Origin of the sequence: Aestuariivirga sp. (assembly GCF_046294715.1) — a bacterium.
Classification (GTDB): Bacteria; Pseudomonadota; Alphaproteobacteria; order Rhizobiales; family Aestuariivirgaceae; genus Aestuariivirga.
The window spans coordinates 71,789-94,380 of sequence record NZ_JBKBKI010000009.1; the positions used below are offsets into that span (position 1 = coordinate 71,789).

The 22,592-nt window shown below is 67.1% G+C and carries 20 protein-coding genes; 12 read left to right on the forward strand and 8 right to left on the reverse strand.

Annotation, left to right across the window (positions count from 1 at the left end; translation table 11 throughout):
• Positions 1-5: 5 nt before the first annotated feature.
• Genes ACK4HL_RS08585 through ACK4HL_RS08595 form a run of 3 tightly spaced genes read right to left on the reverse strand, consistent with a single transcriptional unit; the run spans position 6 to position 2,544 of the window.
• Complete coding sequence (locus ACK4HL_RS08585) at positions 6-1,160, reverse strand: serine hydrolase domain-containing protein (RefSeq protein WP_409758661.1); 1,155 nt, start codon at positions 1,158-1,160, stop codon at positions 6-8.
• A 59-nt stretch (positions 1,161-1,219) separates the two neighbouring features.
• Positions 1,220-2,260, reverse strand: a complete 1,041-nt coding sequence (locus tag ACK4HL_RS08590; RefSeq protein WP_409758664.1) for a DNA topoisomerase IB — start codon at positions 2,258-2,260, stop codon at positions 1,220-1,222.
• A gap of 8 nt (positions 2,261-2,268) precedes the next feature.
• On the reverse strand, positions 2,269-2,544 hold the full coding sequence (locus ACK4HL_RS08595; RefSeq protein ID WP_409758667.1) for a hypothetical protein: 276 nt from the start codon (positions 2,542-2,544) through the stop codon (positions 2,269-2,271).
• A gap of 188 nt (positions 2,545-2,732) precedes the next feature.
• Here ACK4HL_RS08595 and ACK4HL_RS08600 point away from each other — a divergent pair, with 188 nt between their 5' ends.
• Genes ACK4HL_RS08600 through ACK4HL_RS08655 form a run of 12 tightly spaced genes read left to right on the forward strand, consistent with a single transcriptional unit; the run spans position 2,733 to position 15,305 of the window.
• Positions 2,733-3,857, forward strand: coding sequence for an NAD-dependent epimerase/dehydratase family protein (locus tag ACK4HL_RS08600; protein WP_409758670.1), 1,125 nt, complete (start codon positions 2,733-2,735; stop codon positions 3,855-3,857).
• Positions 3,854-4,930 carry an SDR family NAD(P)-dependent oxidoreductase gene (locus ACK4HL_RS08605; protein ID WP_409758673.1) on the forward strand — a complete coding sequence of 359 codons (1,077 nt, stop codon included), beginning with the start codon at positions 3,854-3,856 and terminating at the stop codon, positions 4,928-4,930. The genes ACK4HL_RS08600 and ACK4HL_RS08605 overlap by 4 nt, the downstream gene beginning before the upstream one ends.
• Positions 4,927-6,222 (forward strand): TIGR04295 family B12-binding domain-containing radical SAM protein, encoded by a 1,296-nt coding sequence (locus tag ACK4HL_RS08610; protein WP_409758676.1) that lies wholly within the window; start codon positions 4,927-4,929, stop codon positions 6,220-6,222. The genes ACK4HL_RS08605 and ACK4HL_RS08610 overlap by 4 nt, the downstream gene beginning before the upstream one ends.
• Complete coding sequence (locus tag ACK4HL_RS08615) at positions 6,215-7,339, forward strand: glycosyltransferase family 4 protein (protein WP_409758679.1); 1,125 nt, start codon at positions 6,215-6,217, stop codon at positions 7,337-7,339. Before ACK4HL_RS08610 ends, ACK4HL_RS08615 begins: the two co-directional genes overlap by 8 nt.
• Positions 7,336-8,442, forward strand: coding sequence for a glycosyltransferase (locus ACK4HL_RS08620; RefSeq protein ID WP_409758682.1), 1,107 nt, complete (start codon positions 7,336-7,338; stop codon positions 8,440-8,442). Before ACK4HL_RS08615 ends, ACK4HL_RS08620 begins: the two co-directional genes overlap by 4 nt.
• Positions 8,439-9,536 carry a glycosyltransferase gene (locus ACK4HL_RS08625; RefSeq protein WP_409758685.1) on the forward strand — a complete coding sequence of 366 codons (1,098 nt, stop codon included), beginning with the start codon at positions 8,439-8,441 and terminating at the stop codon, positions 9,534-9,536. Before ACK4HL_RS08620 ends, ACK4HL_RS08625 begins: the two co-directional genes overlap by 4 nt.
• Positions 9,533-10,645, forward strand: a complete 1,113-nt coding sequence (locus ACK4HL_RS08630) for a glycosyltransferase (RefSeq protein WP_409758688.1) — start codon at positions 9,533-9,535, stop codon at positions 10,643-10,645. Before ACK4HL_RS08625 ends, ACK4HL_RS08630 begins: the two co-directional genes overlap by 4 nt.
• Positions 10,642-11,721, forward strand: a complete 1,080-nt coding sequence (locus ACK4HL_RS08635) for an inositol-3-phosphate synthase (protein WP_409758691.1) — start codon at positions 10,642-10,644, stop codon at positions 11,719-11,721. Before ACK4HL_RS08630 ends, ACK4HL_RS08635 begins: the two co-directional genes overlap by 4 nt.
• A gap of 13 nt (positions 11,722-11,734) precedes the next feature.
• Positions 11,735-12,352, forward strand: coding sequence for a histidine phosphatase family protein (locus tag ACK4HL_RS08640; protein ID WP_409758694.1), 618 nt, complete (start codon positions 11,735-11,737; stop codon positions 12,350-12,352).
• Positions 12,349-13,125 carry a TIGR04290 family methyltransferase gene (locus tag ACK4HL_RS08645; protein WP_409758697.1) on the forward strand — a complete coding sequence of 259 codons (777 nt, stop codon included), beginning with the start codon at positions 12,349-12,351 and terminating at the stop codon, positions 13,123-13,125. Before ACK4HL_RS08640 ends, ACK4HL_RS08645 begins: the two co-directional genes overlap by 4 nt.
• A complete protein-coding gene (locus ACK4HL_RS08650) occupies positions 13,122-14,048 on the forward strand; it encodes a beta-xylosidase (RefSeq protein WP_409758700.1) in 927 nt (308 codons plus the stop codon). Before ACK4HL_RS08645 ends, ACK4HL_RS08650 begins: the two co-directional genes overlap by 4 nt.
• A gap of 42 nt (positions 14,049-14,090) precedes the next feature.
• Complete coding sequence (locus tag ACK4HL_RS08655) at positions 14,091-15,305, forward strand: cytochrome P450 (protein WP_409758703.1); 1,215 nt, start codon at positions 14,091-14,093, stop codon at positions 15,303-15,305.
• A gap of 3 nt (positions 15,306-15,308) precedes the next feature.
• On the opposite strand, the gene gyrB is transcribed toward ACK4HL_RS08655, so the two are convergent.
• The 5 genes from gyrB to rpsT form a co-directional block, all read right to left on the reverse strand.
• The gene (gyrB, locus tag ACK4HL_RS08660) at positions 15,309-17,735 is read right to left on the reverse strand and encodes a DNA topoisomerase (ATP-hydrolyzing) subunit B (RefSeq protein ID WP_409758706.1); all 2,427 of its coding nucleotides are present in this window, start codon (positions 17,733-17,735) and stop codon (positions 15,309-15,311) included.
• The gene (recF, locus tag ACK4HL_RS08665) at positions 17,735-18,889 is read right to left on the reverse strand and encodes a DNA replication/repair protein RecF (RefSeq protein ID WP_409758709.1); all 1,155 of its coding nucleotides are present in this window, start codon (positions 18,887-18,889) and stop codon (positions 17,735-17,737) included. Before recF ends, gyrB begins: the two co-directional genes overlap by 1 nt.
• 9 nt (positions 18,890-18,898) lie before the next feature.
• Positions 18,899-20,011 carry a DNA polymerase III subunit beta gene (gene dnaN / locus ACK4HL_RS08670; protein WP_409758712.1) on the reverse strand — a complete coding sequence of 371 codons (1,113 nt, stop codon included), beginning with the start codon at positions 20,009-20,011 and terminating at the stop codon, positions 18,899-18,901.
• A gap of 97 nt (positions 20,012-20,108) precedes the next feature.
• Positions 20,109-21,536, reverse strand: coding sequence for a chromosomal replication initiator protein DnaA (dnaA, locus tag ACK4HL_RS08675; RefSeq protein WP_409758715.1), 1,428 nt, complete (start codon positions 21,534-21,536; stop codon positions 20,109-20,111).
• Positions 21,537-22,302: 766 nt separating this feature from the next.
• Positions 22,303-22,569 (reverse strand): 30S ribosomal protein S20, encoded by a 267-nt coding sequence (rpsT, locus tag ACK4HL_RS08680; RefSeq protein ID WP_409758718.1) that lies wholly within the window; start codon positions 22,567-22,569, stop codon positions 22,303-22,305.
• Between the last annotated feature and the right edge of the window lie 23 nt (positions 22,570-22,592).

Sequence of the window (22,592 nt, forward strand, 5' to 3'; positions counted from 1 at the left end):
CCGTTTCAGCGCAGGTTTTGCGCGAGTGCTGCGAAGAGCGCAAGGCTCAGCCGGTCCAGCGCATCATCTGCGGGTATGGGCTGGGAGGACTGCTTCACCGCCACCATGCCCGCCGCGCGGTCGACGTAGATCCACTGGCCATGGATGCCGATGGCGCAAAGCAGGTTCGAGGTGGGTTCCGGAACGTACCACTTGGAGCGGTAGCGGCCGCGCGGAAAGAGCGCTGCCATGTCGCCCTTCGCCCAGGCCGCCGGATCGCCGTTCGTGAGGATGTCCTCGATCCAGCTCTCCGGAATGATGCGTTTTCCGGCATATATCCCGCCGTTCCGCACCATCTCGCCGAAGCGGGCGAGATCGCCCAGGCTGGTGCAGATGCCGCCGGCGGTGCGGGGCGCGCCCTTCGCGTCGAGGGTGATGAAGGCGTCCTCCGCCATGGCCATCGGCTGCCAGATGTGCCGGGTCAGGAGTTCGGCGATGCTGTCGCCGCAGGCGCGCTCGATGATCCAGCCGAGCATGTCGGAATTGGGCGACACGTAGTGGAAGCGCTCGCCATGCGGATGATCGCCCCTGGGCAGGCTGGTGATGAAGCGGTGGAGGCCCTCCTCCCCCACGCGAGCGCCCGGCGGGTTCCAGCCCATGGCAAGGCGATAGCGCGCGACGTCTCCCTCGGGATCGAGGTAGTCCTCGATGAAGCGGATGCTCACCGTCATGTCCAGCACGTGGCGGAGCGTGCAATCCTCATAGGCGGAGCCCGCCGCCTCCGGCACATAGCCGACGACTGGAGCTTCGGGATCGAGCAGGCCCCGTTCCACCAGCACGCCGGCGAGCGTGGCGGTGATCGACTTGCTGACGGAGAAGACGATGTGGCGGTCCTTCGGGCCCTGGTTGAGATAGCGCTCCGCAACGGCGTTCCCATCCTTCAGCACGAGCAGGCCGTCGGTGTGGGTGAGGCGCAGCGCCTCCTCGGCGGCGAGTCTGCTGCCTTGCCAATCCACCGACACGCGCGAAAGATCGAGCGCCTCGCCCTTCGGCAGCGCCGCGCCGTGCCCGCCGCGGATCGCTGCAACGGGAATGAGGTCATCGACATGGGTGAAGCCCCAGATGCTGTAGGGGTGCTGGCGCCAATTGGCGAGTGTGGCGGTGGGGCGTTCGCTGCTCATGTCGAAGAGACTAGCAAGGGCCCTTCCCGTGAGCCATATCGCCCGCGCGGCCCTGCCCTTCAGCGGCCGCGCGCCGCTTCGAGAAAGCGGAGCACGGCCTCCTCCTCGGTCGACAGCCCGGCGCCGCGCGACTCCGCCTTCTCCGGCATGGCGCATGGCCCGCCCGAGAGCCAGCCCTCGATGACAGCGGGATGGACATAGCTCGACCGGCACACCGTGACGGTGTTGCCGAGCCGCTCCGCCACGCCGGCGATCGCCGCCTTGAGCTTCGAGGCGGCTTCGCGCTTGCTGGTGAAGGAGCCGGCCTCGGCCAGCGCGCGGGCGGCCATGACCGTGCCGTTCCAGGTGCGGAAATCCTTGGCGGATGTCTCAGGCCCCGCAAGTTCGCGGATGTAGGCGTTGACGGCGGCGGAATCGACGTCCCGCACCTGGCCTTCCTCGTCGAGGTACTGGAAGAGGTCCTGGCCGGGAAGATCCTGGATCGTGCGCACGATGCGCGCGATGCGGCGGTCGCTGATGCGGAGGCTCCAGATCTTGCCGCTCTTGCCCTTGAAACGAAAGTGGAGTTCCGAGCCGTTGAGCTTCACGTGGCGGTTCTGCAGCGTGGTGAGGCCGTAGCTGTCGTTGCCCCTGGCATATTCGGCATTGCCGATGCGGATCAGCGTCCGGTCGAGAAGATCGACGACGGCGGCGAGCACCTTGTCGCGGCTGATGCCGCGCTTTCCCATGTCCTCGGAAACGCGGGCGCGGATGGCGGGAAGCGCGCGGGCGAACTCCACGAGGCGCGCGAATTTTCCGGCGTCCTGCTCGCCGTGCCAGTCCTTGTGATAGCGGTACTGCTTGCGGTGCTTCTGGTCACGCCCCGTGGCCTGGATGTGGCCGCAGGGGTCGGGGCAGATCCAGACGTCTCGCCAGGCAGGCGGAATGGCAAGCGAGCGGATGCGCGCCAGCTCGGCAGGGTCGGTGAGCGCCGTGCCGTCCGGCATCAGATAAGAAAAGCCCTTGCCCCGCCGAATGCGCCGCAAGCCGGGTGCGGCGTCCGACACGTAGACGAGCGGCGGCGCCTCGAGCCCCGCCGCGCTGGCGCCGTCATCGGGCATCCAACCGCTCAGCCCTTGCCCGCGCCGTTGCGGCTGATCAGCTTGCTGAACATGCTCGACGGCTCGTAGAGGAGCGCCAGCTTCTTCTTCTCGAACTCCTCGAAGAACTCCTCCCAGGAAATCTCCACCAGAGCATCGTGCTCGGAGTTCGGCGCCTTGGGAAACATGATGCGGATGATCCCTACGTCCTTCCCGTCATGCGTCGCATCGACGGCGGCGGGCCTTCCCTTGTGCTTCTCCGCCCATTTGCGGATCGTCTCGTGATCGGTGGTGGTTTCGGCCATCTGCACCTCCTGTTCTCGTCAAAACGCGCATGTGAATGAACCGCCGGGGGTGCAGGCGAGTTCCCGACCGGGACCCGAGCACCGGACCCCATTTCAGTGTGCTCTCTGGAACTTTGCCCCCGCAGCTTTGTTCTTTGCCGCAGCAGAAATCTGAATCTCTGGTTGTTGCTGCGGGTCTTGCCGCCGGTATGGAGGTTGCGCGAGTGGAAACTGTGTTGATCACCGGCGGGGCCGGTTTCATCGGACGTCACGTCACGCAACTTCTGCTGGACAACGGTTACACGGTAAGAATTCTCGATCCTCTGATCGAACAGGTGCATCAAGGCCAAAGGCCCGCCGATCTTCCGCCCGCTGCAGAGTTGATCGTGGGTGACGTGCGCGACCGGAGCGCGCTGTCGCGCGGGCTCGAGAAGGTGGACGCCGTCATCCATCTCGCCGCCGAGGTGGGCGTGGGCCAGAGCATGTATGCGGTGGAGCGCTATGTCTCCGTCAACGACCTCGGAACGGCGGCGCTGTTCGAGGAGATGGTCGGACGCAACATCAGGCGCGTCGTGGTGGCCTCGTCCATGAGCATCTATGGCGAGGGGCTCTACCGCACCGAGGGCGGCGACATCGTGGAGAACGCGGTGCGCCGGCCGCGCGCTTGCGATGACGCGAGCTGGGACCCGCTCGACGAGCAGGGCCTCCCCCTCATCCCCATGCCGACTCCCGAATGGAAGCGGCCCTCGCTCGCCTCCGTTTACGCGCTGACGAAATACGTCCAGGAGCAGCTGACGCTGACGCTCTCGGCGGCCTATGGCATGGAGGGGGTGGCGCTTCGCCTGTTCAACGTCTACGGGCCGGGACAGGCGCTCTCCAATCCCTATACCGGCGTTCTCGCGATCTTTGCCTCGCGGCTCCTCAACGGGCAGCGCCCGATCGTGTTCGAGGACGGGCGCCAGCGGCGCGACTTCGTGCATGTGAGCGACGTGGCGCGCGCCTTCCTCGCCGCGCTCGAGAAGCCTTCCGCCGCAGGCCAGGTGTTCAACGTGGGAAGCGGCGAGGACCGTTCCATCCTCGAAATCGGCAACAGTCTTGCCGAGGCGATGGGCCGGCCCGAGCTCTCGCCCGAGACGGTGGGCAAGGCGAGGATCGGCGACATCCGCCACTGTTTCTGCGACGTGACGAAGGCGCGGGAGGTGCTGGGCTTCAAGGCGAGCAAGGATTTCGGCCAGGGCCTTTCGGAGCTGGCGCGGTGGGTGGCGCGGCAGACGGCGCATGACAGGGTGGAGCAGGCGCGGCGCGAGCTCGAGCAGAGGGGCCTCGTTGCATGAAGAGCGTGACGCCGTCGTCGAAACGGGCCCGGGTTCTCGTGACCGGAGGCGCGGGCTTCATCGGCTCCAATCTCGTTCACCGGCTCGCCGGCGAAGGCCACGAGGTGACGGTCCTCGATTCGCTCGCACGGCCGGGCGTCGAGGCCAATCTCGCCTGGCTCACCGCGCAACATGGCGGGAAGATCCACCACATCAGGGCCGACATCCGCGATGCCGATGCGGTGACGGAGGCGGTGCGCGAGGCCAGCGCGGTGTTCCACTTTGCCGCCCAGGTGGCGGTGACGACGAGCCTCTCCGACCCGCGCTCGGATTTCGAGGTGAATGTCGGCGGCACGTTCGGGCTGCTCGAAGCGCTGCGCAAGCGCGGCGGACGGGTGCCGCTCGTCTTCGCCAGCACCAACAAGGTCTATGGCGACCTCGCCGACGTGCCGCTGCGGCTCGCCAAATCCGCCTACGAGCCGGTCGATGCGGCGCTCTGCCAGCACGGCATCGCGGAGGACAGGCCGCTCGACTTCCATACGCCCTATGGCTGCTCCAAGGGGGCGGCCGACCAGTACGTCCTCGATTATGCGCGAAGCTTCGGTGTGCCCGCCGCCGTGCTGCGCATGAGTTGCATCTACGGGCCGCGGCAGCGCGGCACCGAGGACCAGGGCTGGGTGGCGCATTTCCTGATCAGCGCGCTCGAGGGCAAGCCCATCAGCCTCTATGGCGACGGCTGCCAGGTGCGCGACGTGCTCGACGTTTCAGACTGCATAGAGGCCTATGTCGCGTGCTGGCGGAACATCGAGAAGGTCGAGGGCCGCGCCTTCAACCTGGGCGGCGGGCCTGAAAACGCCGTGAGCCTGCGCCGCCTCATCGCCGAGATCGAGAAGCTCATCGGCAGCAGCGTCGAGACGCGCTTCTCGGAGTGGCGGGCGGGCGACCAGCGCTACTACGTCTCCGACACGCGCCGCATCCGCAAGGCGCTCGGCCTCAAGCCGGCGCTCGGGTGGAAGCAGGGCGTGCGGCGGCTGGCCTCCTGGCTCCAGTCGGAACGGGGTGCGCGAGCGCGCAAGCTCGAGGCCGCCGAATGAAGGTGGCGCTCGTCAACCCGTGCTGGAGCTTCGAGCGCTCCATCTATTTCGGCTGCCGCGAGCCGCACCTGCCGCTCGAACTCGGCTATGCGAAGGCGCTCCTCGAGCGCGAAGGCCACGAGTGCCTGATGCTCGACGGGCACATCACCGATACGGCGAACGCCGCGCTCGCCGCCGAGGTGGCGGATTTCGCCCCGGAGATGACGGTGGTGACGACGGCGCCAAGCTACCTCTTCTGGCGCTGCGCCCAGCCGGAACTGCGCGTGCCGCACGAATTCCTGCGGGCGCTGGCGCGGGGCGGCGGCAGGACCGTCGCGGTGGGGCCGCATGGATCGGCCACGCCGGAGGCCACGCTGCGCAAGCTCGGCTGCGACGTTGCGGTGCGCGGGGAAAGCGAGGAGATCATCCTCCTGCTCGCCCAAGGCAAGCCGCTCCGCGAAGTGCCGGCAATCGCCTATCGCGAAGAAGATGGCGCAATCCGCATCACCGGGGGCCCGCATGCCTCGCGCTTCCATGATCTTCCGGCACTCCGCTGGCCGAAGGCGTGGGTGGCGCGCCACCACCATCATCACCACCGCTTCGAGCAGGCGCCCGAGGGGCCGGGCGCGGAGGTGGAAGCCTCGCGCGGCTGTCCCTACAACTGCAGCTTCTGCGCCAAGATCGACTTCCGCGACAAGTACCGCCGCCGCGACCTCGAGCCGCTCATCGAGGAGATCGACGGGCTGATCGCGCAGGGCGTCACCTATCTCTATTTCATCGACGAGATCTTCCTGCCGCAGAAGCCGCTGCTCGAGGCGCTGGTGCCGCGCAAGGTGCAGTTCGGCATCCAGACCCGGATCGACCTGTGGAAGCCCGACATGCTGGACCTTCTGGGCGAGGCGGGATGCGTGTCGATCGAGGCGGGCGTCGAAAGCCTCACCGAGGAGGGCCGCGCCGCACTCGCCAAGAATTGCCGCCTCACGACGGATGAACTCGCCGAGCGGCTGATCCATGCCCGCCGCCGCGTGCCCTTCGTGCAGGCCAACCTCATCGAGATGGTGCAGGACGACCAGCAGATGGTCGCCGCCTGGCGCGAACGGCTGATCAGCAACGGCGTGTGGGCGAACGAGCCCGTGCCGCTCTACCCCTATCCGAGCTCGCCCGACTACCGCCGCCTGTGGGGCGAGCCCGACGATGAGGCGTGGGAGCGCGCGCATGAATGGTATCTGACGCAGTTCGACCATTTCAGCGACATACAGGACCAGCGCCCGGCCGCTCTCTCCGAGCTCGAGGCGGAGTGCCGCCATGGCTGAGGTGCTGACGGGCCGCCGCATCCTGCTCTCCACCGATGCGGTGGGGGGCGTTTGGACCTATTCGCTCGACCTGGCACGCGAGCTCGGCGCGGCCGGAATCGAAACCGTGCTCGCGGTGATGGGGCCGCCGCCGCGTTCCTCCGCCGCCGAGGCGGCGCGCGCCATCCCCGGGCTCAGCCTCGTCACGACCGACCTGCCGCTCGACTGGCTGGCCGAAACGCCGGAGCAGGTGACCGATGCGGCCGACGCCCTCGGCGAGCTGGCGCGCGGGCAAGGCTGCGACATCGTGCAGCTGCACACGCCGGCCCTCGCGGCGGGCCGCGCCTACCCGGCGCCGGTGATCTCCATCCATCATTCCTGCCTTGCCACATGGTGGTCCGCCGTGAAGGGAGACGAGCCGCTCCCCGAGGATTTCCGCTGGCGGAGGGAACTGGTGGCGCGCGGGCTTGCCGCGAGCGAGGCCGTCGTCGCCCCGACGAGCGCGCTGGCCCATGAGGTGGCTTCCGCCTACGGGCTTGCCTCGCCCCCCACGGTGATCCGCAACGGGCGGCAGGACATCGCCGCGCCACCTGCGGGCACGCGCTCGCCGGTCATCCTTTCCTCCGGCCGGCTGTGGGACGAGGGCAAGAATTTCGCAACACTCGACCGCGCGGCGGCGCTCATCGACACGCCGGTGCTGGCGGCGGGTCCGGACTGCGGGCCGCAAGGGGGAGCGGTCGAATTCACGGCACTCGAGATGCTGGGAACGCTCAGCGAGGAGCGGATGCGGCATTGGCTGTCCAGCGCACCCGTCTATGTCTCTACGGCACTTTACGAGCCCTTCGGCCTCGGCGTGCTCGAGGCCGCACAGGCGGGCTCAGCGCTCGTCCTCTCGGACATTGCCTCCTTCCGGGAGTTGTGGTCCGGGGCGGCGCTGTTCGTTCCGCCGCGCGATGCGGAAGCGGTGGCGCGCGCACTGGAGCGCGTGACGGCGGACGCCATGCTGCAGCAACTCCTCTCCGAACGGGCGCGCCGCAGGGCACAGCGCTATACCTCGCGCGCCATGGCGGGCGAGCTGATGCGGCTCTACGCGATGCTGATCGCGCTCTCCGGCCCGGAATGCGAGGCGGCGGCATGAAGATCGTCTATTTCACCCATGCGCTGAGCTCCTGCTGGAACCACGGCAATGCGCATTTCCTGCGCGGCGTGCTGCGCGAGCTGGTGCATGCGGGGCATGACGTGCGGGCCTACGAGCCCGAAGACTCCTGGAGCCACGACAATCTCGTGCGCGAGCACGGCGAGGCCGCGGGCGAGGCCTGGCGGCGGCATTATCCCGAGCTCTCGGTGGTGCGGATGGGCCGGGACTTCGATCCCGGCGCGGCGCTCGACCAGGCGGAGCTCGTGATCGTGCACGAGTGGAACACGCCCGAGCTCGTGGCGCGGATCGGCGCCGCGCGGCGGAACGGCGGCCGCTTCACCCTGCTCTTCCACGACACGCATCACCGCGCGGTGAGCGAACCGGACGCGATCCGCCATTTCGACCTCGAGTCCTATGACGGCGTGCTCGCTTTCGGCGAGGCGCTCGCCGCCGTCTACCGGCGCTGGGGATGGGGCTCGAACGTGTTCGTCTGGCACGAGGCGGCGGACACGCGGCTGTTCCGGCCGCCCGAGCAGGAAGGTGGCCGCCAGGGTGCCGTGTGGATCGGCAACTGGGGCGACGGCGAGCGCGAGACCGAGATCACCGACTACCTGCTGCGGCCCGCGCAGGCAGCGGGCCTTCCCCTCGACATACACGGCGTCCGCTACCCCCGGCATGCGCTGGAGGCGATCACGCGGCACGGTGCACACTATCGTGGCTGGCTTCCCAACGTGGAGGTTCCCGCCGCCTTCGCGCGCCACCTCGCCACGGTTCACGTGCCGCGCCGCTTCTATGTCGAGACGCTCCCCGGAATTCCGACGATCCGCGTCTTCGAGGCGCTGGCCTGCGGCATACCGCTCGTCAGCGCGCCGTGGGAGGACAGCGAACAGCTGTTCACGGCCGGCACGGACTATCTCCTGGCACGCAGCGGAGGCGAGATGGCGAAGCAACTGCGCGCCATCGCGACCGACCCCGACCTCCGCCAGTCGCTGACGCTGAACGGGCTCGCCGCCATCCATGCGCGGCACAGCTGCCATCACCGCATGCACGAGCTTCTCGCCATCGCCCAGCGCCTTGGCGCCACCACGCTGGAGACCGCATGATCAGAGTCGCCTTCTACGGATCGAGCCTCGTCTCCTCGTACTGGAACGGAGCGGCGACCTATTACCGCGGGCTTCTGCGCAATCTCGCAAGCCGCGGCTATGGCATCACCTTCTACGAGCCCGACGCCTATGAGCGCCAGAAGCATCGCGACATCGACCCGCCGGACTGGGCCACGTCCATCGTCTATCCGGCAACGCCGGAGGGGCTGCGCCGCGTGACCGCCGATGCGGCCCATGCCGACGTGGTGATCAAGGCGAGCGGCGTCGGCATCTTCGATGATGAGCTGCTGTCGGGGGTCATGGCGGCGGCACGGCCCGATGCGGTGCGGATCTTCTGGGACGTCGATGCGCCCGCAACGCTGGCGGAGATCCGCGCGAGCGACGTGCACCCGCTGCGGAACGCATTCTCCGGGCTCGACGCGGTGCTGACCTATGGCGGCGGGCCACCGGTGGTCGAGGCCTACAAGGCACTGGGCGCGCGGCGGTGCATTCCCATCTACAACGGCCTCGACCCGACGACGCATTATCCGGTCGCCGCCGAGCCGCAGTTCACGGGCGATCTCGGCTTTCTCGGCAACCGCCTGCCGGACCGCGAGGCGCGGGTCGAGGAGTTCTTCCTGAAGCCCGCCTCGCTTCTTCCCGGCCGCGCATTCGTCCTGGGCGGCAGTGGCTGGGACGGCAAGCAGATGCCCGGCAACGTCAGGCGGCTGGGGCATGTCTATACGCACCAGCACAACGCCTTCAACCGCTCCTCACTCGCCGTTCTGAACATCGCGCGCGACAGCATGGCGGCGGTCGGCTACTCGCCGGCGACGCGGGTGTTCGAGGCGGCGGGTGCGGGCGCCTGCCTCATCACTGACGCCTGGGAGGGGATCGAGTATTTCCTGAAGCCCGGCAAGCAGGTTCTGGTGGCGCGCGACGGTAACGACGTGGCCGAGCTTCTCGCCAACCTGACACCGCAGAGGGCGCAGGAAATCGGGCTTCGCGCCCTCGACCACGTGCTGAACCACCACACCTATGCGAGCCGTGCGGCAGAGGTGGACCAGGTGCTGCGCGCCGAACTGGCGGCCCGGCGGCGAAGGAGCGTGGCATGACATCCAACGGAGCGCTCGACGTCGTCGTCCTGGGCCTCAGCCTCTCCTCCTCCTGGGGCAACGGCCATGCCACGACCTATCGCGCGCTGCTGAAGGCACTGGCCGAACGCGGCCATTCAGTGACCTTCCTCGAGCGCGAGCAGCCCTGGTATGCCGCCAACCGGGACCTGGGCGCGCCATCCTGGTGCAGGCTCCACCACTATCGCTCGCTGGCGGAGCTCAGCAAGTTCGACCCCTTTCTCGCAGAGGCGGACGCGGTGATCGTCGGCTCCTACGTGCCGGACGGGATTGCCGTCGGCAACCACGTCCAGCGCGTGGCACGGGGCGTGATGGCGTTCTACGACATCGACACGCCGGTGACGCTTGCGAGCCTCGCCGAGGGCCGCTGCGCCTATCTCTCCGCCGAGCAGGTTCCGGGATACGACCTCTATCTCTCGTTCACGGGGGGGCCGATGCTCAACGTGATCGAGCAGCGTCACGGCGCCCGGGCCGCGCGCGCGCTTTATTGTTCGGCGGACACCGACACCTATCGCCCGATCGACGTGCCGAAGAAATGGGACCTCTCCTATCTCGGAACCTACAGCCCGGACCGGCAACCGGTGCTCGAGCGCCTGCTGATCGAGCCGGCGCGGCTTCTTCCCGGCAAGCGCTTCGTGGTGGCGGGCCCGCAATACCCCCAGTCGATCGACTGGCCCATGAACGTCGAACGGATCGAGCATGTGGGGCCTGCCGACCACCCGGCCTTCTACGGCGCGAGCCGCTGGACCCTCAACGTGACCCGCGCCGACATGGTGGCGGCAGGCCATAGCCCGAGCGTGCGGCTTTTCGAGGCCGCGGCCTGCGCCACGGCCATCATCTCCGACATCTGGGACGGCATCGAGACCATCTTCGAGGACGGCCGCAGCATCATGCTGGCGGAGAGCGCGGAGGACGTGCTGCGCATTCTCGGCGGCGGCGGAGCGGCGCGCACCGGGGCCGCGGCACATCGCGTCATCGCCGAAGGCCACAGCGCACGCCATCGCGCGGGCGAACTCGAGTTCCATCTTCGCGAGGCCGCGCGCGCCAAGGGCGGGCGGCAACTGGAAACGGCCGCAGGAGCAGCATCATGAGCAGGCGCAAACTTCGAGTGGGCATCGTCGGCGTTGGAAACTGCGCCTCCTCCTTCGTGCAGGGCATCGATTACTACCGAGACGCCAGCGCCAACGAGCCAGTGCCGGGCCTGATGCACGTCGAGCTCGGCGGCTATCACGTGGGCGACATCGAAATCGCCTCCGCCTTCGACATCAACGCCGCAAAGGTGGGCCGCGACGTCTCGGAGGCGATCTTCGCCGCGCCCAACAACACGCAGCGCTTCGCCGCGCCGGGGCCCACCGGCGTGCGCGTGGCGCGGGGCCCGACGCTCGACGGGCTGGGCCGCTATCTGCGCGAGGAGATCGAGGAGTCGCCGGAGACGGCGGAGGACGTGACAGCGGCGCTGAAGGACAGCGGCACCGAGATTCTGGTCTCCTATCTTCCTGTCGGCTCCCAGCGCGCCAGCGAATTCTATGCCGAGCGCGCACTCGAGGCGGGCTGCGCCTATGTGAACTGCATCCCCGTCTTCCTTGCCTCCAACGAGGCATGGCGCCGGCGCTTCGAGGAGAGAGGGCTGCCGATCATCGGCGACGACATCAAGAGCCAGGTGGGCGCCACCATCGTGCACCGCGTGCTGACGAACCTGTTCCGCGAGCGCGGCGTCAGGCTCGACCGTACCTACCAGCTCAATTTTGGCGGCAACACGGACTTCCTCAACATGCTGGAGCGGGAGAGGCTCGAATCGAAGAAGATCTCCAAGACGCAGGCCGTGACGAGCCAACTCGACGTGCCGCTGGAGGCAGGGAACGTGCATGTGGGGCCAAGCGACCACGTGCCGTGGCTCACCGACCGCAAATGGTGCCACATCCGCATGGAAGGCACGACGTTCGGCGGCGTGCCGCTCAACCTCGAACTCAAGCTCGAGGTCTGGGACTCGCCCAACTCGGCGGGAATCGTGATCGACGCGGTGCGCTGCGCAAAGCTGGCGCGGGACCGCGGCCTTTCCGGCGCGCTGGTCGGGCCTTCGAGCTATTTCATGAAATCTCCCCCGAAGCAGTTCACGGACTCGGAAGCCAGGGCGCAGACGCTGGCCTTCATCGCCGGCCATGGCTGAGAGTGGGAGTGTCATGACCCGGAGCACGACATTCCATCTCGTTCGCCACGCCGCTCATGACCGCGTCGGTTCGGTTCTGGTCGGCCGGCTTGCGGGCGTTCATCTCTCGAGCCAAGGCAGAGCGCAGGCGAGATCCCTCGCCGGGATGTTTGCGCGCAGCAGGATCGGCGCCGTGATCTCGAGCCCGCGCGAACGTGCCATCGAGACCGCCGAGCCCATCGCAGGAAGGCTGGGGCTTGCGATGCTGACCAGCTCGGCCTTGGACGAGGCTGATTTCGGCTTCTGGCAGGGCAAGAGCTTCAGCGAGCTCTCGGGCGACGCCGGCTGGAAAACCTGGAACGCCACACGGGGCGCTGCGCGGCCCCCCGGCGGCGAGAGCATGGCGGAGCTTGCGATGCGCTTTCTCGGGGAGATGCTGGCGCTTCATGCTGCCATGCGTGGCGCGGAAATCGTGCTGGTGAGCCATGCCGAACCGATCCGGGCCACGCTGCTGACGCTTCGGGGTCTCAGTGCGGATGACTGGAGCCGGATCGACATCGAGCCGGCCTCGATCAGCACCGTCGCACTCGATGCCGCAGGCGCTCACGTGCTGCGCGTCAACGCTGGCGCGGTGGCGGGGCTGGCGGCATGAGCGCCCTCCTGCAGGAAGATGCGTTGCGCCGCGAGGTCGAAGAGCTGGGACCGTGGTTCCACAATATCGATCTCCATGGTGTAAAGACAGCGCCCGATCATTTTCTCGGAGACTATCCCACCATCAAGTGGCGCCGCTTCGCCGCCGCACTGCCGCAGGACCTCGCCGGCAAGAGCGTGCTCGACATCGGCTGCAACGGGGGCTTCTACTCGATCGAGATGAAGCGGCGCGGTGCGGCGCGTGTCCTCGGCATGGACTGGGACGAGGCCTACCTTGCGCAGGCGCGCTTCGCCAGCAAGGTGCTGGGCCTCGACATCGAGTATCGGCAGCTCTCCGTCTACGACGTGGGGGCGCTGGGCGAACGCTTCGACCTCGTGCTGTTCATGGGGGTGCTCTATCACCTGCGCCACCCGCTGCTCGCCCTCGACCTCATCCGCGAGCACGTGGCGGGGGACATTCTGGTGTTCCAGTCCATGCAGCGCGGAAGTTCCGCGCCAGGGCACTTCGAGGGCGACTACCCCTTCGCGGAGACAGCCCATTTCGACGAGGCCCATTACCCGAAACTGCACTTCATCGAGAACCGCTATGCGGGGGATCCGACGAACTGGTGGGTTCCGAACCGTGCCTGCGCCGAGGCCATGCTGCGGAGCGCGGGCTTCGCGATAGAGAGCCACCCGGAACCGGAAGTCTATGTGTGCCGGACAGCGGCCCGGCCCTATGGCGCGGAGCCGGCCTACCCCGCGCGCGGGAAGACAGGAGAGCCAGCCCCATGATCGAAGCCGCGATGATCTGGAACGAGCCCAACAACAAGTCGCACTGGGACCCTCTCCTCGACCCGGACTGGACGCGGTTCGGGGAGATGGCGAAGCTCGCCGGCCGCGCCATCGCGCAGGCGAACCCGCACCTGCCGCGCGTGCTGGGTGGGATTTCCCCCATCGATCCCGCCTTCATCCAGAACCTCGAGAGGCAGGGCGTTCTGGAGGAGATCGACGTCGTGGCGGTGCATGGATTTCCGCTCGACTGGAACCTGTGGCAGATCCACGAATGGCCTTCGAAGCTCGACGAGATCCGCGCTGTCACCGGGAAGCCGGTGTGGGTGACGGAGGTGGGCATCTCGACCTTCGGCGCCGAGGAGGTGCAGGTGTGGGGGCTGAAGCGCACCGCGCAGCTCCTGATCGGCAAGGCACCGCGAATCCACTGGTACAGCCTCTATGACCTGCCGCGCGCCTGGCCCGCCACGACGCGGCATCGCGAGGCGGAGGGCTCGTCCTATTACCGGCATTTCCACATGGGCCTCCTGCGCGAGGACGGCAGCCCCAAGCCGGCGCTCGAGGCCTACGCGGCATTCGCCGGCGAGATGGGGCTCTGCCAGTGGTTCCATTTCGAGGATCACCGGCTGGAGGACGCAGTCGACTGGATGAAACGCCTGGGCGTTCGGCACCTGCGCACCGGGCTTTCCTGGGCCGACCGCTTCAGGCCAAACGCGCTCGACTGGTTCGACCGGCAGATGGAGGCGCTTGCCGGTTTCGAGGTGACGGTGACCTTCTGTTTCACGCCCGAGCACAGGGGCATCGAGCCCCATCACACGAGCCCGCCGGTGGCACCGGCGGAATTCGCCGAATTCTGCGCGGAGATGATCCGCCGCTATGCGCCTGCGGGCCAGACCTCGACCGCGGACCAGAAGTTGCCCGCCTGACCGGACAGGAACCTCCGCTGCCAGCGCGCCGTTTCCTTCTTCATGGACGCCAGCCCCCGCGCTCCGCAGGCCGACAGCACGCTCGCCTTCCTGAGGGGCGGCTATGGCTTCATCGGCCAGACGTGCGATCAACTCGGAAGCGACATGTTCCAGGCGCGCCTGATGCTGCGTGCCGTGACATGCATGCGGGGGCCAGAGGCGACCGAGGTTTTCTACGTGCCGGGGCGCTTCACCCGGAAACATGCGATGCCGGCGCTGACGGCGAGCCTGCTCCAGGATTTTGGCAGCGTGCAGATGCTGGACGGCGCGCGCCACCGCCGCAGGAAGCGCATGCTCCTCTCGCTGATGACCCTGGACTCGCTCGAGGAGGCGCGCGAGATCTTCGCGGATGAGTGGCACATGGGTTTCGGCGCAGGAGGCCGCTTCAGGCTGATGGACCACGCCTCGCTCATCCTCTGCCGCACGGCGCTCATCTGGTGCGGATTGTCGCGCGAGGTGGAGCATGACGAGCGGCGCACGGCCGAGTTCACGGCGATGATCGAGGGAGCCGGCAGCATCGGCCTCGGCCAGATCCGCGGCCAGGCGCTGCGGCAGCGTGCCGAGAGCTGGGCACGCCGCGTGATCACGCGGCTTCGGGAAAATGAGGCCGGCGAGACGACGCCGGCCCGCACCGTGGCGCTCGCCACGGAGGAAGATGGAAAGCCACTTTCACGCAAGGTGGCGGGCGTAGAGCTGATCAACCTGCTGCGGCCGACCGTTGCCGTGGCGCGCTTCATCGTGTTTGCCGCACATGCGCTGCACCTTCATCCCGCCTGGCGCGACAGGCTCATGGCCAGCCCCCGACATGCGCGGGCCTTCGCGCAGGAGGTGCGGCGCTTCTATCCCTTCTTCCCCGCCGTGGGCGGGCGGGTGTTGAAACCGTTCTCCTTCCGCAGGCATGAATTCCGAGCGGGCGACTGGGTGCTGCTCGATCTCTACGGCACGAACAGGCATGCCTCCTGGGGCGATCCGGAGCGTTTTCGCCCCGAGCGCTTCCTCACCGACCGCGGAGCCGAGGCGCGGCTCGTGGCGCAGGGCAGCGGCGACCTGCTCAAGGGGCACCGCTGCGCCGGGGAGGAGCTGAGCATCGTGCTTCTCTCGGAAGCCTGCCGCCTGCTCGCCGAAGCGCATTACGAGGTGCCGGAGCAGGATCTCTCCATCCCGCTGGACAGGTTTCCCACCGCACCGCGTGACGGATTCCTGATGGCGTTCCGGTAAGATTCAAACGTCGAGGTTGGCGACGCTCAGGGCATTTTCACGGATGAAGTCCCGGCGCGGCTCGACCACGTCACCCATCAGCTTGGTGAAGATGTCGTCGGCCTCGTCGAGCTCGGAGACCTTGACGCGCAGCAGCGTGCGCACGTTGGGATCGAGCGTCGTTTCCCAGAGCTGCTCCGGGTTCATTTCGCCCAGGCCCTTGTAGCGCTGCATGGAGATGCCCTTGCGCCCGAAGGCGAAGACGGCCTCGAGCAGCGAGGTGGGGCCATGGATCACCGTCTCGCCGTCCTTCCTTCGCAGCTTCGCCGGCCTTGCATAGATTTCCTGGAGGTGCTCGGCCTTCCTGTCGAGGCGCAGCGCATCGGCAGAGCCGATGAGCTTGCCGTCGAGCGTCCAGGCTTCCCTGACGCCCCGCACCTCGCGGGTGAAGGTGAGGCCGCCATCGGCGGTGGGCTCTCCGACCCAGCCGCGCTCCGTCTCATCCGCGATGACGTCGAGGCGGCGGGCGATGTAGGCGGCAGCGCCGGTGGCCTGGTCAGGGCTCGACAGCACCTCGGGGTTCAGCACGCCGGCAATCGCCGCCTGCTCGATCAAGGCCTTCGGATAGCGCGAATGCAGCGCGTCGAGTGCGGAGCGGATCGAGAGGGCCTCCTCTACGATGGCGCGGAGATCGGCGCCGGCGCGTTCGGTGCCGTCGGCGAGCACCAGCGCGGTGTTCTCGAGGCCAGTGTCGACCAGGTAGGATTCGAGCGCCTTCGAGTCCTTCAGATATTGCTCGGAGGAGCCACGCTTCACCTTGTAGAGCGGCGGCTGGGCGATATAGAGGTGGCCGCGCTCGATGATCTCCGGCATCTGGCGGTAGAAGAAGGTGAGGAGCAGCGTGCGGATATGGGCGCCGTCGACGTCGGCGTCCGTCATGATGATGATCTTGTGGTAGCGCAGCTTGCCGACGTTGAACTCCTCGCGGCCGATGCCGGTGCCCAGGGCGGTGATCAGCGTGCCGATCTCGGCGGAAGAGAGCATCTTGTCGAAGCGGGCGCGCTCGACGTTGAGGATCTTGCCTCGCAGCGGCAGCACGGCCTGGTTCTCGCGATGGCGCGCCTGCTTGGCGGAGCCGCCGGCGGAGTCGCCCTCGACGATGAAGAGTTCCGACTTGGCGGGATCGCGCTCCTGGCAATCCGCCAGCTTGCCCGGAAGGGAGGAAACGTCGAGTGCCCCTTTCCGGCGCGTGAGCTCGCGCGCCTTCCTCGCCGCCTCGCGCGCGGCTGCAGCCTCGACCACTTTCGAGACGATCGACCTCGCTTCCGCGGGATGTTCCTCGAACCAGGCGCCGAGCTGATCGTTGACCAGGCTCTCGACCACCGGGCGAACTTCGGAAGAGACGAGCTTGTCCTTGGTCTGGGAGGAGAATTTCGGGTCCGGCACCTTCACCGAGAGAACGCAGGTGAGCGCTTCGCGCGCATCGTCGCCGGTGAGCTGCACCTTCTCCTTCTTGGCGATGCCGCTGTCATTGGCGTAGTTGTTGACGACACGCGTCAGAGCGGCGCGGAAACCCGCGAGATGCGTGCCGCCGTCGCGCTGCGGGATGTTGTTGGTGAAGCACAGCACGTTCTCGTGATAGCTGTCGTTCCACCACAGGGCGCAGTCGACGGTGATGCCCTCCCTCTCGCCATGGATCATGATCGGCTCGGGGAGCACGGACTGCTTGGTGCGGTCGAGGTAGCGCACGAAGGCGGCGATGCCGCCCTCGTAGAACAGCTCCACTTCCCGGGGCTCGACGCCGCGCTTGTCGGCCAGCAGGATCCGGACGCCGGAATTGAGGAATGCGAGCTCGCGCAGGCGATGCTCCAGCGTTGAGAAGTCGAACTCGGTCCTGGTGAAGGTCCCGGAGGACGGGAGGAACGTGACCTCGGTGCCGCGCTTCTCCGGCGCATCCCCCACGACCTTCAGCGGTGCATCGGGCTCGCCATGGGTGAAGCTCATGTAATGCTCCTTGCCACCCCGGAAGATGGTGAGCTTGAGCTTGGTCGACAGCGCGTTGACGACCGAAACGCCGACGCCATGGAGGCCACCCGACACCTTGTAGGAATTCTGGTCGAACTTACCGCCGGCGTGAAGCTGGGTCATGATGACCTCGGCGGCCGAAACGCCCTCGGTGGGGTGAATGTCGGTGGGGATGCCGCGGCCGTTGTCGGTGACGGTGCAGGAGCCATCGGCATTGAGCGTCACCGTCACGCGCGTGGCGTGGCCGGCGAGCGCCTCATCGATGGCGTTGTCGACCACCTCGTAAACCATGTGATGGAGCCCCGAGCCGTCATCGGTGTCGCCAATATACATGCCCGGGCGCTTCCTCACCGCGTCGAGGCCCTTCAGGACCTTGATCGATTCCGCGCCATAGGCGCTGCTGCCGGTCTTATCCGCGTCTGACATCACTCATCCATCGCTTGGCACACGCGCCCGTCTTCCACGTGAAAGATGGCGCCGTGGTGACCCATTCCTTCGAACAGCTGGGCATCTGTTCCCGTCATCCAGCTTTGCGAGCCCAGGGCCGCCAAAGCCTCCAGCAAACTTCCCCGCCGGGCGCGGTCGAGGTGGGCCGCCACCTCATCGAGGAGCAGGATGGGAGACACTCCCGCCGCTCCCTTCACCGCCCGCGCCTGGGCCAGCATGAGCCCGATCAGCAGGGCCTTCTGCTCACCCGTGGAGCACTGCCCCGCCGGCATCCGCTTCGTTCCGTGGACCACGTCCAGATCGCTCCGGTGCGGCCCCCTCAAGGTCCGGCCGGCCGCCCTGTCCAGACCACGCGAATCGCGCAAAATCTTACGATATTCGTCCTCAACTTGCACCGCCGGCCTTTGCGTCACGAGGCTCTCGATTTCGCCCTCGATCGCCACTTCAGCCCAGGGGAAGGAACTCACGCCGCGGCCTTCTCCTATATGGGTCCGGAGGGCCTCCAATCCAACATGTCTCGCTGCGGAAATCGCCACCGCGGCCTCGGCCATGCGGGCTTCCAGGCTGGTGAGCCAAGCAGCGTCGGCGCGGTGGTCCTCGAGGAGCAGATTGCGCTCGCGCATGACCTTCTCAAATGCCAGGACGCGCGCGCCATGCTCGGGGTCGAAGGCGGCGACCATGCGGTCGAGGAAGCGGCGGCGGTCCGACGCAGGCCCGGCGAAAAGGCGGTCCTGGGCGGGGGTGAGCCAGAGCAGCCGCAGATAGTCACCGAGTGCGCCGGGGCCCTTCTGCGCTTCACCGTCGATGACCACGAGCCTTCCGCCGCCGTCGCCCGTATCAGACTGGCCATTCCACGCCGTGCCGAGCGAGACGGGCCCGGACGGCGTCTCGACCGCAGCGGCGACTGCCCAGCCGCCCGGTCCGCCCTGGCGGGCCAGATCCTCGAAGGAGGCGCCGCGCAGGCCGCGACCGGGGCCGAGCAGCGAAATGGCCTCGAGGACGTTGGTCTTCCCAGCGCCATTGGCCCCGGTGAGCGCCACCAGCCGGGCAGCGGTCTCGAGGCGGAGCCCGCCATAGTTGCGGAACTCCGTCAGCGTCAGCCGGGAGATGGCGAGGGTCGGGGAATCGGTCACAAAGGAGGCTTACACCCGCATCGGCATGAGCACATAGAGGGCCTGCTCGTCGCCGGGGTCGCGGATGATGGTGGGCGAGCCCGCATCGGCCAGCTGGAACTCCATGCCGTCGGACTTCATCTGCCCGGCAACGTCCATCAGATAGCGGGAGTTGAAGCCGATATCGAGCGGATCAGCCTCGTAGGAACAGGCCACCTCCTCCTCCGCGGAGCCCGAATCCGGGTTGTTGACGGTGAGGATCACCCGGTTGGCGCCGATCTGCAGCTTCACCGCGCGGCCCTTCTCCATGGAGATGGTCGAGACACGGTCGACGGCCGAGGCGAAGGTCTTGGTGTCGAGTTCGAGCTTCTTGTCGTTGTGGCGCGGGATCACGCGCTCGTAATCCGGGAAGGTGCCGTCGATGAGCTTCGAGGTGAGGACGAGATCGCCTGCGGCGAAGCGGATCTTGGAAGCTGAGAGCGAGACCCCGACCGGGCCGTCCACGCCCTCGAAAAGCTTCACCACCTCGAGCACCGTCTTCCTCGGCACGATCACGCCGGGCATGCCCTTGGCCCCGTCCGGCCGTGCGATCTGCGCCTGCGCCAGGCGGTGGCCATCGGTTGCCACGGCCCGCAGCATGCCGGCGTTCGCCACCTCGTGAAAATAGATGCCGTTCAGGTAATATCGCGTTTCCTCGGTGGAAATCGCAAAGCGCGTCTTCTCGATCAGGCTCCTGAGGTCGGCCGCGGAGAGAGCGAAGCTGTTGGGGAAGTCGCCCGCCGCCAGGTCGGGGAAATCCTCGGGCGGGAGCGCCTGCAGCGAAAAGCGGGAGCGGCCGGCGAAGATCGACACCCGCTGGCCGTCGCCCGCCTGCTCGAGTTCGAGCTGGGCCCCATCCGGGAGCTTGCGCACGATGTCGTAGAGCATATGGGCGGGTACGGTGGTGGCGCCGCTCCTTGCCGCCTCCGCAGGCACGCTCTCCACGATCTCGATGTCCAGATCGGTGGCGGTGAGCTTCAGCTGGCCATCGCCCGCCTGGAGAAGCACGTTGGAGAGGATCGGAATGGTGTTCCGCCGCTCCACCACGCTCTGCACATGGGTGAGCGCCTTGAGGAAGGCCGACCTCTCGATGGTGACGCGCATAACCGGAAAATCCCCCGTTCTTCTGCTGCCGGCGCTCACGCCGGGCCGGCAACTTTGGCGCGGTTAGGCGCGTGATTCAAGGGATATCCGGTGCTTTTCAGCCCTGCTCCACGAGCCTTATCAGGAGAGCAACCTCGCGGGCGAGCTTGTCGTCCGTCTTGATCTGGTCCTCGATCTTGCGCACGGCGTGAAGCACGGTCGAGTGATCGCGCCCGCCGAAGCGACGGCCGATTTCCGGCAGCGAGCGCGCCGTCATCTTCTTTGCGAGGTACATGCCGATCTGACGTGGCACGACCACGCTCCGGGCGCGGCGCGGCGAAAGAAGATCGGTGCGGCCCACGTTGAAGTGGCGGCCGACGACCTTCAGGATGTCGTCGATCTTGATCCGGGAACCGTCGGGATTGGCCTGCATGTCGCGCAGCACAAGCGAGGCAAGATCGAGCGTCACGGCAGCCTGGTTGAACTGCTGGTAGGCGAGGATCCGGTTCAGGGCACCTTCGAGCTCGCGCCCCGATCCCGTCACCCGGTTGGCGATGAATTCGAGCACCTCCTCCGGGATCATCACGGAGGGATCGCGCTTCAGCATCGTCTCGTGGCGGCTCCGCAGGATGCGTCGGCGCGTCTCGAGGTCGGGCAATTCGATGTCGACCACCAGGCCACCCATCAGCCGAGATCTCATGCGCTGGTCGATGGCGTCGAGCTGGGCCGGGGGGACATCGGCCGCCACCACCACCTGCCGGCGCGAGTCCACCAGCGAGTTGAAGGCGTTGCAGAATTCCTGCTGCATCGTCTTGCCCTGCAGGAACTGGAAATCATCGATCAGCAGCACGTCGATGGCCGCGAACTGGTCCTTGAAGGCCAGCGTGTCGCGTTGGCGGAGTGCCATGACGAAATTGATCATGAAGCGCTCGGCGGTGAGGAACATCACCTTGCGGTCCGGCCGGCTCTCGCGGATGCGGTGGGCGACGGCGGAGAGCAGATGCGTCTTGCCGAGGCCCGAACCGGCGTGAATGAAAAGTGGATTGAAACTGATGGCGGCACCGGGTGCGGCATCGGCCACGCGGCACATGGCGGCATGGGCGAGCTGGTTCGACGGACCCACCACGAAACTCCCGAAGGTCTGCCCGGGATCGAGCTGCGGCACGCGTTCGGCCGCAACGGCCTGGGCAGCCGCAACGACAGGGGCAGACGCGGCGGGGATGACCGACGGCTGCGGAGCCGCAGGCGGTGGGCTTTCTTCCACAGCCGGGCGGGGTGGCAGGCCGCCCCGCATGCGCACACGCACCTGCACGGTATCGAGAGCGCCGAGTTCCGCCTCCCCGATCTTGTGGAGGCGCGAGAGGTAATGCGTCTCGATCCAGGATTTCAGGAATCGGGTGGGGACGGAGACGGTGAGACGGCCCGAGTCCAGGTCTTCGATCTCCATTCGCGCGAACCACGAACTGTAGAGATCTTCTCCAAGCTCAGCCCTCAGTCTCTGCGCAACACGGTCCCACCTGGCCTTCACGTCCGTCACTACCGTCATGTCTTCACCGCATCCCTTGGCGCGCATTCTGCGGCGCGCATCATTCCTGCGGCTGAACCGACGGTTCAGCCGTTTGCTTCTGCCTTGCCTGTGATGTGCCTAGGAGTTTCCGGTGCTCAGCCCGAACGCCGAAAGATCTGATCTGCTCATTGAATGCCCCTGCCACTGCATCTCTGGTTCAACCGGTCCATCCTCGGAGAGTTCGTCATGCCTCGCACCCCACTCACACGCAATAGGCTCCGCCCGGGACGAAGACGCCCTGCAAAACCCGTTACTGACCGCTTGCCGGAACTGCGGGCCCTGCCTGGCCCCTCAACCCCGTTTTCGAGTGGACGCTGGGCCGCCCGGCCTGTCCACGGACCAGAACTTACAAAACCGTTATCCGCCCAAGCAACCCGATTCAGGAATCGCTCCGTACACGGAAGGGGCTTGACAGAGCTTCAGCCCGGCGGCGTTCCCATGAGTCAATCCTAAGACTCTGAGAAGCCACCGGTTTTACCATGGGGAAGCGGAAGGAAGAGGGCGGCCGCTGCCTCGGCAACCCTCGACAACCCCCGGGCCGGCGGGGCGAGAATGGCCCTCACTTCTACCGGGGTGCCTCGAGTGATCCTGCAACCTGTTGAAACCGCGTTGGAATTTTTGCGCGAGACAATCCGTCCGCTGACAAATGTGAAAAACGGGGAAAACGGGGAAAAAGAAAAGCGCCGGTCAGAACAGCCCGGCGCTCAAATCTCAGATCATGCCCCCGCAACTGCAGGGCGAAGGTTCAGCCCTTCAGGGCCTTGACCCTTGCCGCGAGGCGCGAAACCTTGCGGGAGGCCGTGTTCTTGTGCAGCACGCCCTTGTTGGCGCCACGCATCAGTTCGGGCTGGGCCGCCTGAAGAGCGGCCTTCGCCGCAGCCTCGTTGCCCGAGGCGATCGCCTCTTCCACCTTGCGCACGAAGGTGCGGATGCGGCTCAGGCGGGTCTTGTTGATCTCGGTCCGGCGGGCGGCGACGCGGGTGGCCTTCTTCGCCGATTTGGTATTGGCCATGTGGCTTTGGTCCTGCTTCTCTG

Excerpts from the sequence above, each read along its gene's own strand:
- ACK4HL_RS08585 (WP_409758661.1), bottom strand. The coding sequence starts at position 1,160 with ATGAGCAGCGAACGCCCCACCGCCACACTCGCCAATTGGCGCCAGCAC.
- ACK4HL_RS08590 (WP_409758664.1), bottom strand. The coding sequence starts at position 2,260 with ATGCCCGATGACGGCGCCAGCGCGGCGGGGCTCGAGGCGCCGCCGCTC.
- ACK4HL_RS08595 (WP_409758667.1), bottom strand. The coding sequence starts at position 2,544 with ATGGCCGAAACCACCACCGATCACGAGACGATCCGCAAATGGGCGGAG.
- ACK4HL_RS08600 (WP_409758670.1), top strand. The coding sequence starts at position 2,733 with ATGGAGGTTGCGCGAGTGGAAACTGTGTTGATCACCGGCGGGGCCGGT.
- ACK4HL_RS08605 (WP_409758673.1), top strand. The coding sequence starts at position 3,854 with ATGAAGAGCGTGACGCCGTCGTCGAAACGGGCCCGGGTTCTCGTGACC.
- ACK4HL_RS08610 (WP_409758676.1), top strand. The coding sequence starts at position 4,927 with ATGAAGGTGGCGCTCGTCAACCCGTGCTGGAGCTTCGAGCGCTCCATC.
- ACK4HL_RS08615 (WP_409758679.1), top strand. The coding sequence starts at position 6,215 with ATGGCTGAGGTGCTGACGGGCCGCCGCATCCTGCTCTCCACCGATGCG.
- ACK4HL_RS08620 (WP_409758682.1), top strand. The coding sequence starts at position 7,336 with ATGAAGATCGTCTATTTCACCCATGCGCTGAGCTCCTGCTGGAACCAC.
- ACK4HL_RS08625 (WP_409758685.1), top strand. The coding sequence starts at position 8,439 with ATGATCAGAGTCGCCTTCTACGGATCGAGCCTCGTCTCCTCGTACTGG.
- ACK4HL_RS08630 (WP_409758688.1), top strand. The coding sequence starts at position 9,533 with ATGACATCCAACGGAGCGCTCGACGTCGTCGTCCTGGGCCTCAGCCTC.
- ACK4HL_RS08635 (WP_409758691.1), top strand. The coding sequence starts at position 10,642 with ATGAGCAGGCGCAAACTTCGAGTGGGCATCGTCGGCGTTGGAAACTGC.
- ACK4HL_RS08640 (WP_409758694.1), top strand. The coding sequence starts at position 11,735 with ATGACCCGGAGCACGACATTCCATCTCGTTCGCCACGCCGCTCATGAC.
- ACK4HL_RS08645 (WP_409758697.1), top strand. The coding sequence starts at position 12,349 with ATGAGCGCCCTCCTGCAGGAAGATGCGTTGCGCCGCGAGGTCGAAGAG.
- ACK4HL_RS08650 (WP_409758700.1), top strand. The coding sequence starts at position 13,122 with ATGATCGAAGCCGCGATGATCTGGAACGAGCCCAACAACAAGTCGCAC.
- ACK4HL_RS08655 (WP_409758703.1), top strand. The coding sequence starts at position 14,091 with ATGGACGCCAGCCCCCGCGCTCCGCAGGCCGACAGCACGCTCGCCTTC.
- gyrB (WP_409758706.1), bottom strand. The coding sequence starts at position 17,735 with ATGTCAGACGCGGATAAGACCGGCAGCAGCGCCTATGGCGCGGAATCG.
- dnaN (WP_409758712.1), bottom strand. The coding sequence starts at position 20,011 with ATGCGCGTCACCATCGAGAGGTCGGCCTTCCTCAAGGCGCTCACCCAT.
- dnaA (WP_409758715.1), bottom strand. The coding sequence starts at position 21,536 with ATGACGGTAGTGACGGACGTGAAGGCCAGGTGGGACCGTGTTGCGCAG.
- rpsT (WP_409758718.1), bottom strand. The coding sequence starts at position 22,569 with ATGGCCAATACCAAATCGGCGAAGAAGGCCACCCGCGTCGCCGCCCGC.